General features: G+C 50.2%; 11 protein-coding genes. 4 read left to right on the forward strand and 7 right to left on the reverse strand.

Annotated features, from left to right (window positions below; translation table 11 throughout):
* Positions 1–199 precede the first annotated feature (199 nt).
* The 3 genes from E0E47_RS17600 to E0E47_RS09610 are packed head-to-tail and all read left to right on the forward strand — an operon-like array spanning position 200 to position 3,058.
* Positions 200–382 (forward strand): hypothetical protein, encoded by a 183-nt coding sequence (locus E0E47_RS17600; protein WP_232038391.1) that lies wholly within the window; start codon positions 200–202, stop codon positions 380–382.
* Positions 383–403: 21 nt separating this feature from the next.
* Positions 404–2,845: a hypothetical protein gene (locus E0E47_RS09605; RefSeq protein WP_232038392.1), complete on the forward strand. Its 2,442-nt coding sequence runs from the start codon at positions 404–406 to the stop codon at positions 2,843–2,845.
* Between the two features lie 27 nt (positions 2,846–2,872).
* Complete coding sequence (locus E0E47_RS09610) at positions 2,873–3,058, forward strand: hypothetical protein (RefSeq protein WP_130893556.1); 186 nt, start codon at positions 2,873–2,875, stop codon at positions 3,056–3,058.
* A gap of 644 nt (positions 3,059–3,702) precedes the next feature.
* Here E0E47_RS09610 and E0E47_RS09620 read toward each other — a convergent pair.
* Together E0E47_RS09620 and gltX are read right to left on the reverse strand one after the other, a co-directional pair.
* Positions 3,703–4,923: a 3-deoxy-D-manno-octulosonic acid transferase gene (locus tag E0E47_RS09620; protein WP_130893557.1), complete on the reverse strand. Its 1,221-nt coding sequence runs from the start codon at positions 4,921–4,923 to the stop codon at positions 3,703–3,705.
* The gene (gene gltX, locus E0E47_RS09625; RefSeq protein ID WP_130893558.1) at positions 4,920–6,437 is read right to left on the reverse strand and encodes a glutamate--tRNA ligase; all 1,518 of its coding nucleotides are present in this window, start codon (positions 6,435–6,437) and stop codon (positions 4,920–4,922) included. The genes E0E47_RS09620 and gltX overlap by 4 nt, the downstream gene beginning before the upstream one ends.
* A gap of 97 nt (positions 6,438–6,534) precedes the next feature.
* Between gltX and E0E47_RS09630 the strand changes: the two genes are divergently transcribed.
* Entirely contained in the window at positions 6,535–8,598 is a 2,064-nt protein-coding gene (locus E0E47_RS09630) for an HD family phosphohydrolase (RefSeq protein ID WP_008628224.1), read from the forward strand.
* Positions 8,599–8,608: 10 nt separating this feature from the next.
* Here the strand turns inward: E0E47_RS09630 and priA are convergent, their stop codons facing one another.
* From priA to porL, 5 genes are all read right to left on the reverse strand, one after another.
* A complete protein-coding gene (gene priA / locus E0E47_RS09635) occupies positions 8,609–11,086 on the reverse strand; it encodes a replication restart helicase PriA (RefSeq protein WP_130893559.1) in 2,478 nt (825 codons plus the stop codon).
* A gap of 114 nt (positions 11,087–11,200) precedes the next feature.
* Entirely contained in the window at positions 11,201–11,839 is a 639-nt protein-coding gene (locus tag E0E47_RS09640; RefSeq protein WP_130893560.1) for a porin family protein, read from the reverse strand.
* Between the two features lie 90 nt (positions 11,840–11,929).
* Positions 11,930–12,997: a type IX secretion system ring subunit PorN/GldN gene (porN, locus tag E0E47_RS09645; RefSeq protein ID WP_443688312.1), complete on the reverse strand. Its 1,068-nt coding sequence runs from the start codon at positions 12,995–12,997 to the stop codon at positions 11,930–11,932.
* Between the two features lie 43 nt (positions 12,998–13,040).
* Positions 13,041–14,603: a type IX secretion system motor protein PorM/GldM gene (gene porM / locus E0E47_RS09650; protein WP_008628232.1), complete on the reverse strand. Its 1,563-nt coding sequence runs from the start codon at positions 14,601–14,603 to the stop codon at positions 13,041–13,043.
* Positions 14,604–14,629: 26 nt separating this feature from the next.
* Positions 14,630–15,565: a type IX secretion system motor protein PorL/GldL gene (gene porL, locus E0E47_RS09655; RefSeq protein WP_130893561.1), complete on the reverse strand. Its 936-nt coding sequence runs from the start codon at positions 15,563–15,565 to the stop codon at positions 14,630–14,632.
* Between the last annotated feature and the right edge of the window lie 20 nt (positions 15,566–15,585).

Here is a 15,585-nt window from a genome sequence, read left to right on the forward strand (position 1 = left end):
CCTTGGCTCTACGTTCCTTACATCCTATTTTTGCATTTTCGGCACTCCCAAAGCACATTTTCCCCGGTTTTCATTTGAAAATGAAACCATTGTTACATTCCGTGCAACCAAAAGCGCATTCAATATCCGGCAAACAGAATAATTTTGCCATCGGTTAATCACACATCATAACCTTATGTATAAACAAAAATTTTTAGGCATGAAAAAACAAGTACTTTTTGCAATGCTTCTCATGGCGGCATGCTGCGAAAAAGCAAGTCCGAGAAACGTCACCGTAGACTTTCCTGTCTCTCTAAACGAAAACGGGGAACTTTCCGAAGGGACAATTTCAGAAGACAGGTTCGACAACGGCAACATTGAAGGATGGGACATTGAAGGATAATGTAAAACATCCAACGGGGTTGTGGAATTCTATGAGAACGCATTCGATTTCCATCAGACACGGACTGGGCTATCGAACGGATGGTATCAAATCACAGTCAATGCTTTCGGGCGAGACAGAAATTCGGATGGCGGAACGGGCCACCGAGACCGGAACGAAAGCCTGTTATGGGAAATCTATGGAAATGATTACGCACTTCCGGTCAAAAGCCTATATGAAGAAACAGGAAGCACCGGAAGCGACAACGGGCAATATCCGTTCACCACAGCTGAAGCCAACCAAAACTTCGAGAATGGCCGATATGGCAACACGGTCAACGTATTGGTGACTGACGGAACGTTGGATTTCGGAATAAGAGGGAAAGAAGGCGGTCTGGGCCGATGGTGCTGTTTCGACAATTTCAAACTGACATATATAGGTAATGACTTGTCAGCTCTCTATCAGGCTATGGCAGAAGAAGCTTTAAAAAATGCTAGAAAAATAAGCCAACCCTACAAAGACAAAGTGAAAAAAACAATGGACGAGACAAGCCCTTCCGACGAAACGGAAGTCCCAAAGGCCATAAGCACGCTCAACCAAACTATGCTCGAATACATTGACATGCACAACGCGTTGGCAGAAGCCCATTCCAAAGAAACCTTTGAAAAGGGCAAACTGCTTTTGTCCATTTCCAAGTCTACCGACGAAGCCCGTACGGATTTGGAATCATCCTTGTCCACCGGCCAGGAAAACCTTGAGCAAGCAATAAGCCCGGACGAGGCACGCATGGCACAGCTGCAAATGGAAGAAAGCATACAAGGATTCCTTCACACTTCGCTCCCACGGAATGTGAAAACAGACGTGACAGCCATACTGAAAGACGCCGAATGCCAAAACGATGCAGCCCGATATTGGAACCGGAGCGGAAAGGCTGACGGATACGTGGAAGACATCCCGGCCTTCAAAAATGACCTTTACGACGGGAAAGGTATATCATACTGGAACTCCGGACCCGAGGACAACCGCATGCTCGTCTGGCAAGAAACGCAACCCATCCGCCCGGGAAAATACCGTTTCACGGCTTATGCAGCCGGAGGCACATGGAGCGGCGGGAACGTCAATTCGGGCAACAACGGGGGCCTATACCTCTTCATCAACGACCAAAGCGTGGAAATTACCACGGAGACCTTCGGAGTTTACTCCGTGGAAGCAGAAATTCCATCGAATGAAACGAATATAACAGTCGGGCTCAAGGCAGGCGACCACAACACCGTGACATGGGCTATCTTGGCCCAAACCCATTTGGAATATTTAGGGACATCGGACATCACGTCTACTTTCCTCAAAGACGCAGCCTGCCAAGACGGTACGAACCGATATTGGGAACGCAGCGGCAGTGCTTCCGGATACATCGAAAATATCCCTGCCTTCCACAGCGCAGCATACAACGGAGCCGGTGTCTCCTACTGGACAGGGGCCCCGGAAACCGGCAAGAACCTGATTTGGCAGAAAACACAAGCCGTCCTTCCCGGAAAATACAGGTTCTCTGCTTTCGCAGCAGGATGCGTGTGGGGGAACAAAAACCAGAATTTGGGATACGACGGAGAGCTTTACTTGTTCATCAACGGCCAAAAAACGGCACTCACATCAAGTACTTTCAACCGTTATACTGTGGAAATCGAAATATCCTCAGAAGGAACAGAATTGACCGTCGGCCTCCAAGCCGGAGAGAAGAACACTGCCACTTGGGCAATTATTGCCCAGACCCGACTGGAATACTTAGGTAATGAAGCCATCCTGAAAGAGACCGACACGCAATACGGCATAGCAAAAGACACTTATGCCAACGTCGTGTTAGAACGTTCCTTAGTTTCCGGAAAATGGAACACGTTCTGCGTACCTTTCGACATGACTGCCGGGCAAGTCGCCGAAAACGGACTGGGCGAAGTGAGACGACTGGTTGAAGCCACACAACAAGACGGCAACATCGTCCTCCGGTTTGACAAGGCAGAAACGATAGAGGCAGGCCAACCTTACCTCGTACGCCCCACCGGAAACGTGACCGAAATCAAAGCCGACGAAGTATACCTCCACGCCGGACAACCGAACAGCTCTACAGTGGACGGCGTCTCGATGACCGGAAACTATGCGGCCACCACGATTCCACAAGGGGCTTACTTCATCAACGACGACAAGTTCTATTTGGCCGACACGGATAAGGTGAATCTGAAAGGCTTCCGCGCATATATCAACGCGGACCAGACTACGGCCATGGCAGGCGTCAACCGCCTGCTCATCGACATCGACGACAAGGTGACCAGCATAGAAGAAATAACGTCCGACGGTACAAAAGACAGTAAAGAACTTGTAGACGTGTATACCATAAACGGCATAAAAATAAAAAACGACATGAAAAGAGCCGATGCCCTCGAAGGGTTGGAACACGGTATCTACATCATAGACGGAGAAAAAATAATCAAATAAAAAAACGTATAATAAACAAACAAAACAATGGAAAAGAAAACATATGAAATGCCCCACGTGAAAGTTGTGAAAATGGAATCAAACGGTATGATGGCTTGTAGCGGAATAAATGGCACCGGTGACGGTGTAGACCTCGATTTCGGAGGCAAAGCGTCCGATAGCGGTATCAGCGATGCTTATTCCAACCGAAACAACGGTTGGGAACTCTGGTAATCCGCTTCTTTAAGCACAATCCCCCCAAAAGGCTGCCCTACGCACCCGTGTAGCGGCAGCCTTCTTCTTTTACTATATTTTTACATTGCAATCTTCAAAACGGCTCCAAAATCGAATATTCGCGCCCATCCCGGATGCCGGAAGAAAATACGCCATCCACGCGAACCGACGGGAATACAAAAGGAAAGCTTGTAACCGCCTTCCGGTGACATCCATCCCCGCAGCCTCCGCAGAACCGGGCGACGGCACTTCAGCCGTGACACAAAAAACAAAGAAATAAAGCGCATCATGCTCTTTCGTTTTTGCATGCAAAGTTCATTCAAATAGCAAAAAACGGAGGCTAAAATCCGGCTTCAAACCCTCAAAAACACAGTTTGGAACACTTTGATTTTTCAATCTCAGGAGAACGTTTTTTCGTTTGGCTTAGATTGATTTTCCGTTCTGCGCCAAACAATCGGGAAAAATCCTCGGAAAAACGGGGAAAAATCCCCTAAAATGCCCCCGAAATACCGCATCTTCCCCCGCCTTTCCCGGATTTGAGCATACAGATAAGAGCTGTTTTACTGGTTTTCAGCCTATCAAAACACAAAAAAAAGCGGACAAACATCCGCTTTTTCCGACTTATATCTTATATAACTGGCCTTTCAGAATTTCACACTATCGAAAATCAAATCCGACGCTCCGGCGTTCCGCTCGATATACTGTCCGGCAATTCGTCCCCGCTCCGCCAAGAACTTCCCGTCAGAAAGCAGACGGTCCATCGTCCGCGTGAACGTGTCCGCATCCGTCACCTCCAAACAACCGCCCTCGCGCAACAAATCCTGCGCCTCACGGAACTTGCGGTTGTTCGGGCCGATAAGCACGGGCACGCCATATACCGCTGCCTCGGGCACGTTATGGATGCCCACGCCGAAACCGCCGCCCACGTAGGCCATCTCGCCGTAACGATAGATAGACGAAAGCAAACCGTAACCGTCGATAATCAAGCAATCGGCACGGGCGGCACTTTCTTCCGTGACACGGGAATAACGCGCAAACGGACGGCGCAACTTTCCCTCTATCTCCTTCAAATGGTCTTCACTGACCACATGGGGCGCCAACACCAGTTTCATTTCCGGATGAGCGTTGAAGTAAGGAATAATCAAATCCTCATCCGGTGCCCATGAGCTTCCGGCCACCAACACCTTGGCATCTTGCTTGAAAGCTTTCACCAACGACAAATCCTTGGCCTGCCGGCAAATGTCCAACACACGGTCGAAACGCGTGTCTCCGGCCACGGTGACGTTCGTGATGCCCTTGCGTGCTAACAATTCGCACGAAGCTTCGTTTTGCACGAAGAAATGGGTCACACAACGCAACACATCGCTGTAACTGCGCCCGTACCAACGGAAAAACACTTGGTTCTCACGGAAAATACTGCTCACGCTGTACACCGGAATCTGACGACGGCGGCAAGCATGCAGGTAATTGTTCCAAAACTCATATTTGATGAAGAACGCCATACGCGGACGGGCCAACCGCAAAAAGCTGCGCACATTGCCCGGCGTGTCGAACGGAAGATAACACACCACGTCCGCCCCTTCGTAATCCTTGCGCACCTCATACCCCGAAGGAGAAAAGAAAGTAAGCAAAATCTTATATTCCGGATGCTCACGGCGCAACCGTTCCATCAGGGGGCGTCCCTGCTCAAATTCACCCAACGAGGCCGCATGGAACCAGACATACATTTCTTCCCTGCGGATTCTTTTCCGTAAAATACGGAATGTGTTCCATTGCCCCTTCACCATCAGCCGGGCCTTCTTATGGAAAGGCGAGACCAACACGATGGCCAAGGCATACAGATAAAGCGCAACCGAATATATCATTTCAGGACATCTATGGCTTTGCGCATTCTACGTAATGTTTCCTCTTTCCCGAGGAAAGCTGAAAGCTCATACATGTCGGGACCCTTCCCTGTGCCCACCAAGGCCACGCGCCAAGGGTTCCAAGGTTTCTTGCCAGTCTCTTCCGCCCAACGGTCTACGGCCGCTTTCTGTCCCTCTACCGAGAAATCATCCAGGCCTTCCAGCAATGCGGCCAGTTCGGTCATGTCGGCCGCCGACGTTTCCGTCCAGTTCTTCCGCACGAACTTGTCCTCGCGGTCGTACGCTTCCGGGGCAATGAAGAAGAAGTCGCAAAGGGGCCACAGTTCTTTGATGAAATTGATTTTCTTCATCTTCATCATGCCCACCACGGCTTCTACGCGTTCCATAGGTGCTTCTATCCCGTTCTCGCGCAGTATCTTGTCGAAAGCGGGAGCCAATTCCTTGTTGTCCTTCATCAGGATATACTCGCGGTTGAACCACAAGCCCTTCACATAGTCAAACTTGGCACCGGCCTTGCTGCATTTGGTGATATCGAAAAGCTTCACCAACTCGTCCAACGACATGATTTCCTGGTCGGTTCCCGGGTTCCAACCCAACAAGGCCAAAAAATTGATGACGGCTTCGGGCAAGTAGCCGCTCTCACGATAACCGGAGGAAACTTCGCCCGTCTTGGGGTCGTGCCATTCGAGAGGGAAAACCGGAAAGCCGAGACGGTCGCCGTCACGTTTGCTCAATTTCCCCTTCCCGTCGGGCTTGAGCAACAAAGGCAAATGGGCGAACTTCGGCATCGTGTCCACCCATCCGAACGCACGGTAAAGCAGGACATGCAACGGAGCCGAAGGTAACCATTCTTCACCGCGAATCACGTGGGTCACCTCCATCAGATGGTCGTCTACGATGTTGGCCAAATGGTAGGTCGGCAATTCGTCGGCACTCTTGTAAAGCACCTTATCGTCGAGAATGGAAGAGTTGATGACCACATCGCCGCGAATCATGTCGTCCACATGTACGTCCTCGCCCGGCTCTATCTTGAACCGGACGACGTACTGCCGACCTTCGGCCAACAGACGTTCCACCTCATCCGCAGGCAGCGACAATGAGTTACGCATCATGCCGCGCGTAGAGGCGTCATACTGGAAATTCTGGATTTCCTGACGCTTGGCCTCCAGTTCTTCCGGCGTATCGAAAGCGATATAAGCCTTACCGGCATCCAACAACTCCTGCACGTATTTCTTGTAAATGTCCCGGCGTTCCGACTGGCGGTAAGGACCATGCTCCCCACCGAAGCTTACCCCTTCGTCGAAAGGAATGCCGAGCCAACGGAAAGATTCCAAAATGTATTCTTCCGCTCCCGGGACAAACCGGTTGGAGTCTGTATCCTCGATACGGAAAATGAACTCACCGCCATGCTGGCGCGCAAAAAGATAATTGTATAAAGCCGTACGTACACCGCCTATATGCAAGGCTCCCGTGGGACTGGGAGCGAAACGAACCCTTACTTTTCTCTGTGTCATAACAACATTTGTGAATATTGTGCAAAAATACTACTTTTTATTTAAACGCCCCGTATTTTTTTCGTATTTTCGCCCTATATAAAATACGGAAAAAGAGATGAACAGACATAACCAACAGAACAGCCTTACCCCGAAGGCTTTGATTTATAGAATCGTCATCACGGTCACGGCCTTGTTTGTCGTGTGCCTGTACATGCCGCGTGACGAACGTTCGACCTACAAGTTCGACGTGGGCAAACCATGGCGTTACAGCCAACTCATCGCAACCTACGACTTCCCGATATACAAAAGTGCGGAAACCATACAAGCGGAACAGGACAGCATATTGCAGTATTACGAGCCTTATTTCGCCATCGACGAGACCGTTGGGAAAGCACAGGTAGAAAAGTTCAAGGCCACCATAAACGGACGGAAACCGGCCACCATACCGGCCAATTACCTGACGTACGTAGTGAACAAGTTGGAATACATTTACGCCCAAGGAGTCATGAGCACGGAGGATTTCGACCAGATGCACAGGGACGAAGTGGCCTCTATCCGCATATTCGCACAGAATGTGGCCAAGGAACAACAGATGCCCAAAATCTTCTCACACAAAACGGCATACGAATACCTCATCGATTTGGGAGAAGACAGCCTGCAATATGACCGCAGGATATTGCGGAAGTGCAATCTGAGCGACTATATCGTCCCCAACCTGACTTACGACAAGACAAAGTCCGAAGAATCCCGGAAAGATTTGCTCGCCTCCCTCTCTTATTCGTCCGGCATGGTCATGAGCGGGCAAAAAATCATAGGACAAGGCGACATCGTGGACAAGGCAACATACGACATCCTCACTTCTTTGGAAAAAGAATACAACCGGCGAAACACCTCCAAGATGCAATCACACACGGTGCTGCTTGGCCAACTGCTCTATGTGGCACTCATCATCGCCTGCCTCTCATTGTACTTCAACCAGTTCCGCCGCGACTATCTGGCCAACACGCGCCACATCTTGTTCATAGCCTCCATGCCGGTAATCTACCCCCTGCTCACTTCATTCCTCATCAAGCATAACCTGTTCAATGTCTACATCATCCCGTTCGCCATGGCTCCTATTTTCATCCGGGTGTTCATGGATTCCCGGACGGCTTTTGTGACTCACGTGGCCACGGTGCTCATCAGTGCCATATCCCTGAAATACCCCTACGAGTTCATTGCCACGCAGCTTGTAGCAGGCATGGTAGCCATTTACAGCCTTCGGGAACTCTCACAACGTTCACAACTTATCCGTTCGGCATTTTATGTCACATTGGCATCCATAGCTTTTTACATGAGCATGGAACTCATTCATGAAAAAGACTTCGCACGCCTGGAATATGGCATGTATATCTATATTATCATCAACGGTATCCTCTTGTTATTTGCCTACCCGTTGCTGTTCTTGTTCGAAAAGGTCTTCGGCTTCACCTCTAACGTGACTCTCGTCGAACTGTCCAACACCAACAACGAACTGCTGAAACGGCTCTCGGAAGTGGCTCCGGGCACATTCCAACACTCCATGCAAGTGGCGAACCTGGCTACGGAAGTGGCGAATAAAATCGGAGCCAAGGCACTGTTGGTCAGAACTGGAGCCTTATACCACGACATCGGAAAGATGAACAGTCCTGCCTACTTTACGGAAAACCAGAATAACTTCAATCCTCACGACCGCATCAGTTACGAACAAAGTGCGGCGATTGTCATCAGCCATGTCAAGGACGGACTCAAACTGGCCGACAAATATAACCTGCCGCAAGTCATAAAGGATTTCATCTCGACGCACCACGGTAAAGGCAAGACCAAATACTTCCTGATTTCATACAAGAACCAGCATCCGGACCAAACGGTAGACGAATCCATTTTCACTTACCCAGGCCCGAACCCGTTCACGTTGGAACAGGCCATCTTGATGATGGCGGACTCTGTGGAAGCCGCATCAAGGAGCCTGAACGAATACACGGAAGAGAGTATCAGCGCGTTGGTGGATAAAATCGTGGACTGCCAAGTGCAGGAAGGATTCTTCAAAGACTGCCCCATCACGTTCCACGACATTACCGTGGCCAAAGATGTGTTCAGAGAAAAACTGAAAACCATTTATCACACGCGTATCAGCTATCCGGAACTGAAAAAGAAATAAAAGCCCGGACTTACACGGGGTCTACGTCATAATAGATTTGGGCACTGCGGTAATCGGGATGTGCCATCAGGCTTTGGCGGAGATAAAGCAACTGTTCCCGAACCTTGGACAGAGAAGCTCCGGGTTCTATTTTCACTACGATTTTACGGATATAGAGCAATTGGATTCGTGCCACGGGCGGTGCGTCAGGTCCTAAAATACGGGAACCGAAGACCTGACGCAGACGGCTCCCCATTTCAGCAGCCAGATGGTCGAGCACGTCTGCCCGCTTATGTTTCATATAGACATAAATCAAACGGCAAAAAGGAGGATATACAAACATCTGACGCTCTTCCATCTGCCCGACGTACAACCCGAAATAGTCATGTCCCGTTACTTGACGGATGAGGGGCAGATCCGGACTTTTGGTCTGCAGGATGACACGTCCCTGCCTGCTGCGGCGCCCGGCGCGCCCGGCCACTTGTGCCATCAACTGGAAGGCGCGCTCGAAGCTCCGGAAGTCCGGGATGTTAAACATGGTGTCGGCATTTAATATGCCGACTACGCTGACCCGCTCGAAATCCAATCCTTTGGTCACCATCTGTGTCCCCACAAGCACATCGGTCTTTCCGCCTTGGAAATCCTCCAAGATTCCTTCGTATGACGAACGCGTACGGGTCGTATCCAAGTCCATCCGGGCCACGGCGGCCTCCGGAAAGACTTGACGTACGGCATCTTCCACCTTTTCCGTACCGAGCCCTCTCTGCACCAGTTCCGTACCTTCACAGGCCGGACAGCGCACCGGCACGTTACACGTGTAGCCGCAATAGTGGCAAGTCATTTGGTTCAGTCCCTTATGGTACGTCAGGCTGACATCGCAGTTTTTGCACTTGGGCACCCAACCGCACGTGTGGCATTCTATCATCGGAGCGTAACCTCGCCGGTTCTGGAACAATATGACCTGTTCCTTGTTTTCCAACGCCCGACGCATCTCTTCCAACAAACGCGGTGAGAACGGACCGACCATGCGCCTTTTGCGCTGCAGCTCTTTAATATCCACCACCTCGACTTCCGGCAAACGCACCTGCCCGAAACGTTCGGTCAACTCCACCAATCCGTATTTGCCCATGCGGACGTTATAATAAGTCTCCAACGCCGGAGTTGCCGTACCGAGCAATGTACGGGCACCGTACATCCGGGCTAACATGATCGCCGCATTCCGGGCATGGTAACGCGGTGCAGGGTCCTGCTGCTTATAAGATTGCTCATGCTCTTCGTCCACAATGACCAACCCCAAATGACGGAAAGGCAAGAAGACGGATGAACGAACGCCTACAATTATATCGTAAGGCTGTCCGGACAACTGTTTTTGCCAAATCTCGACACGTTCGGCATCGGGAAACTTGGAATGGTACACGCCCATACGGTTGCCGAACACGCGGTATAGCCTGTCCGTCAACTGGGTGGTCAGCACAATCTCCGGCACCAAGTAAAGCACCTGTTTCCCTTCGGCTATCATCTGACGAATCAAATGAATGTAGACCTCGGTCTTTCCGCTCGATGTCACCCCGTGAAGCAAGCATACCGGATGACGGTCAAAAGCTTCTTCCAACTCTCTGAACGCCTTTGCCTGTGCCTCACTCAAAGGAGAAACACCAAGCGTGTCGGCGACCTCCGTATGCGCCAAACGACCTATCTCGTATGGGTAGGCCTCCAATACGCCTTTCTCCTCCAAGGCACGGCAAATCGCCAGACTGCCGTCGGCTGCTTCCATCAGTGCCTTCCGTCCCACCTCCGCCAACATCTTCGGGTTACGCAACCGGAAAGCCGTTCCGGCACCTGCCAGTTCTAAATACTTTAATAAAAGGGACTGCTGTTTGGGGGCTCTTCCTAAACCGTCAAGCAATTCATGAAGTTTCTTTTCGTCAAAATAGGTCTCCGACAAGCGCACATGAACTTCCGTGCGGGGCTTATAGCTCCGTTTGACTTCCTCTTTCATGGCAAGGACGCCCTTGTCCATCAAAGACCTTACCACCCGTAGTACCCGAAAATCCTCACATTCTTTTTGAAGTCGCGTCATGGTCGATTCAAAACGTCTCGAAACCAAAGTAACGACCCGTTGTTCCCGTTCCGACAAAACGGAATTTCCCGCATATTCACTGTTTACCACCACCTTGCTCTCGCTTTCCAGTTTCATACCGGACGGCAGGGCTGCCTTATACACATCCCCCACGGCACAAAGGTAATAGTCCGCCAACCATCTCCAAAAATCCAACTGCACAGGAAGTAAAACGGGAGCAGGATCAAGTGTCTCCCATACGGCTTTCACGGCATAACCTTGCGGTTGCCGCCCGTGAACTTCCACCACAATAGCCGTATAAAACTTTTTGGCTCCAAACGGTACGATAACACGGCAACCCGGCCGTACCGCCTCTTGCCACTCTTCGGGCAAAGCGTATGTATAAGTAGCCGACAAGGGAAGAGGAAGAATGACATCTACAAATTTCATACGAACGGATTTTAATGGACTACAAAAATACGACAAAAGGAGTAAACAGGCAAAAAGAAAGCCGCCCGCTCCATGCAGACAGCTTCCGTTTATTCCATTTTCTATCGGACTACATTAAAACAAGTAAGCCAAACGAACTTGCCATGTGTTGTTCTTTACGTCAAACTCTTCTATGACATCGCCCACACCGCCTAATTTTCCGGTCTCACCCATGGCGATATTGTAAGTCACACCTACTTGCAAATGGCTAAGCAACGTCACACCGGCTCCCACATTCCAACTGAATGTAGAGCGTTCCAAACTTCCTATACTTTCACCAGCATACTTTAAATTACGACTCCCCAGATACCAGTTGTATTGTGGACCTGTAGCCAAATAAACGCCGACCAGGCTGCTAAAACCAAAATTATACCTCAAATTAATGGGAATCTCCACGTAAGGCAGGGATTTGTTAGGCGTACTCCCGTTGACATTCTCCCCGTCTACTTCACCCGAGAAGTCCATCTTCATGTACTTCTGGGAGTAGAGAAGGGAAGCGTCTATCCCCAATCCAATAACTGGCATGGTCATCTGCACCTTCGGTCCGACAAACCATCCCGTACGGTTGGAGGCATCAAACAAACCGCCATCCCCCTTTATACTTGCCTTACTCAAGTTCACACCGCCTTCAAGTCCCCACTTGAACTGCGCATTGGCAGGTGCCGCCCATAATAACGCCACCATGCACATCAATACTGCACTTAATTTCTTCATAGAAGTTTGCTTTTTATTTCTTATCGGAAAACAAAGATAGCAACTGTTTGCCGTACTATCAACTTTTTCCGGAAATATATCTCTTTTTTATTATCTGCGTTGCCTGCGTACAGTCACCCTTGGAGTTGAAGAACCGGAGTTACCGGAACTGCCCCTACGCGTCTTGGAAACCTTAGTCTTTTCGGCTTTCGCTTTTTTCGGTTCATCCGAAGACGATGAAGCACGACGCGAGTTACGCGTAGCCCGGGAAGCTTTCCCCTTTTTCGTTTCCACAGCCTCCTTGGCCGCCGTCGTATCCACAGCCACCGAGTCGTCATGCCCCCAAACATGTTTTTCAAAATCGGAAAGTTGTTTCTCTATCCGCTTCTGTTCGTTAGCCATGGCACTATCCGTCTTGCAATAGTTAGCCAACACCTTCCCTTGCATATTGTTTGTCTTATAAATCTTTCCGTCATACAGGTTCATGGAGAAATAATCTGCCGCCGTCATGTTCGTCACGTTGTTGTAATTGCTTGCCATCATCGCGTGACGGGCCAAATACGTACTGATATCATCATATTTGAGCCAGAACAAAGGATATGGGGTAGCCTCTCCACCAAAATCATCTCCCCGCATGAGCACCGGGCACAAAGCCGTGACTTTCGTACGGAATGTCGAAGTCCTTTGGTCGAAATAAGAACTCTCCTTTATATAATAACGGGAAACTTCAGCCGAGGGAATATCGCTAGCATTCACACGAGGCCGCCCGTTCTGCTCCTCGTAATATATATGATAACGTTCCAACAATTCTTTCACGTCCACCTTATCACGCGAAGTAAAAGACTCGTTGCCATCCAGTTTATATTGGTATGCCGTAATCTTTCCCGTCAGCAACAAGTCGAACAGATACGTAAACAAGTTTATATGGCCTGCAGAAGGCTCCACCGGATAATATAGAGGGGCATTCTTGTCCAACGTCAGATCCAACTGACGATACACATCGCGACGCCACACCACATCCTCAGGCACTTCCACCGCCACGGGGAACTGTAAACTGGCACGGTCCACGGTCTTCTCGGCCTTGTCTGCATCATTGGGTTTCACCCTGCGGCGAGCCGGCTGCGCCTCCGCCTGCATGTACAGGGCAACTCCTAACAAAACAAAAAACAGACGTTTCATCCTTATCTTATTTTTACTCATAGTCTTCATTTCCATCCATTCATTAGTTGACAATCACTTCCATAGAGCCATCGAGCGTCCGCTCAGCCCCGTCGGGTCCTACGGCTCTTATACGGGAAATATAAAACCGTTTCCCACGTCCCAACGAACGGAACATCGTACGTTGTTGCTCGGTGAAAGACGCACTGTTCGACACCGCCGGTACGGCATTGCCCATATTGTCGAAAAACACCGTCTCGAACCCTTGCACCCGGAATTCAATATTCAAAAGCCCGTCATCAATAGCTGCGCCGATGCCTTTCGTCCCCATCAACACTTGTTTGGACAAGCGCCCGCCACGGAAACGGTTATTTCCGCCTTCCGCCGCATACTCTATATAAGCCGACGGGTCGGGCAACTTACGCACACGAAAGGCAAACTGTCCCATCTTCTGCATGCGTCCCTCCATATTGGCATTGACCGTAATCACGGCATCCTTGCCTACTTCTGCCGGTCGGGCCATATATTTGCCCGCCCCTGTGGGCTGCAACACTCCTCCGCTCATGGAAGCCACCACCTTATTGGCCGGAACCCCGGGAATAGACACGCTCATGGGGTTCTCATATCCGGCATACAACACATTCATCAAGTCTGCCGACACCGTAGCCGAAGGAGCCACCACGGTGTAAGGCTGAGAGAAGTCCCTGCGCACCATCTGGCCACGTCCGTCCATCATCTCAATATAACCTTTCAGCGTATAATCGCCCGTACTGCTGCAAACCGTCTCATACAGTCCGCCCGGCGAAGTGATTTGCCGTCCGCCGACATATACCGTCGGACGTTGGGTCGTATCCACAGCAGCCATGATAATCTGGGCACTGAACTTTCCACCTTGTACCACCGTACGCGAAGCCGGTATCACAAACGCATTCAACTCGTTCACACGCAAGTCTTTCATGTCTATATTGGCCACCAAGGCATGAAGCACCTCTCCTTCGGCATACCGCACATCACTTTGCAATTTGGAGAGCAAAGTGACTGCCGCAGCCACCGGCGTATTCTCAAACATATACTCTTGCCAATTCTTCCCCAAAGTACCGGCCTTGTCCGGCACTTCCGTACTCAGGTTGTCCGCAATGATTTTCTTTTGTGCCTCGTCTGTCAACATGCCGACGATGCTTTCACGGAAATTGTTGATGGCCGCGAACAACCTCTGTCCTTCTCCTCTGCGCGGTGCCAACATCACATGGGAAGCCGCCTCCAGGTCCTCCTTGTTCTGCACGTTTTTCACGTCACCGTCTGCCCCGTCAGCCTGTTTCACGATACTGACTTTCAGGACTTCCGCATAATTATATAAGGAGTCTGAGATTTTCTTCACATATTGTGCCTTGTCGAACCATTCCTTCACTTTGGCCGGATTGGCCTCCATCTGTCCCTGCAAATCCCTATAAAGAGCTTCGTTGGACGCAGAAGCATTCGCCGTAGTCCGCAGAAGGCTGTCTTCCACCAATGAAAAACCGTTCAACACATCGGAAGACACATTCAGGGCCAACATGGCCATCAACACCACATACATGAGGTTGATCATCTTCTGGCGCGGAGACATTCTATTTTGCTGGGATGCCATTTCGTATTCCTTTCTGATTAATCCGTTTATTCTGTTATCGAACCGCCCGGCGTATGTTTCATGTTCACCGTCAAGGCCTGAATCATACGGTTGTAAATACCGTTCAATTCTTCTATCTGACGCGCCATCTTGCGGGTCTGTTCGTTGATTTGGTCTATCGTGCCCACCTGCGTGCTGATACTCTTCAACTGCATCTCGTATATCGTGTTGATACCCGTCAGCGTACGATTCAGATTATCCATCTCCTTGGCATCACGCGTCATGTGTTCAGCCTGTTCGGACACGCGCGCCAAGGTTTCGGTCAACGTCTTCAGCTCTTCCACATAGTTTTCAGCCGCCTCCTTCATTTCGGGAGTAGAAGCATTACGGGCATCTTCAAGCACTTTGGCAAAAAGTTCTGCATTGGAAGCATTCACCATATCGGCCAAAGCCTTTATATCCAATGCCTGTTGCCCCTCGCTGTCCTGCATGCCTTGTGTTCCGCCGCCTGCTGCGCCAGAAACTTCCGGATTTACAGCAGCCGTTGCTCCGGAAAGAGGAGTGCCTCCATTTCCTCCGACTACGACCGGCCCTCCCACAACTATGGGTTGGGATACCCCTCCACCGGACACAACCGGTTGGGCCACTCCACCTTGCGCAGCCTCAGGAAGGTTCCCGGCTTCCTTTCCGCCAACAGCCTCTTCATCCCAATCCTCTTCATCCGAAGCCAGACTCATCCGGTCTTCATCGCGCTTCAGTTCTGCCGGACGGTCGAAACCGGAGATGAAAAACACCAAAACCTCCGTACCCATACCGATGAACAACATCGCATTAGCCCCGGGGATATGAGTCAGTTTGAACAAAGCTCCAAGAATAACCACGGCTGCTCCCCAACTGTACGCATAATTCAGGAATGTCTGTCCAGGTACCGACTCAATCCAATCCTGAATACGGATTATTATGTTTTTTCTATTCTTAGCCATATTTTTACCTCTTTAATCTT

It is taken from the genome of Paraprevotella xylaniphila YIT 11841, from assembly GCF_900683745.1.
Classification (GTDB): domain Bacteria; phylum Bacteroidota; class Bacteroidia; order Bacteroidales; family Bacteroidaceae; genus Paraprevotella; species Paraprevotella xylaniphila.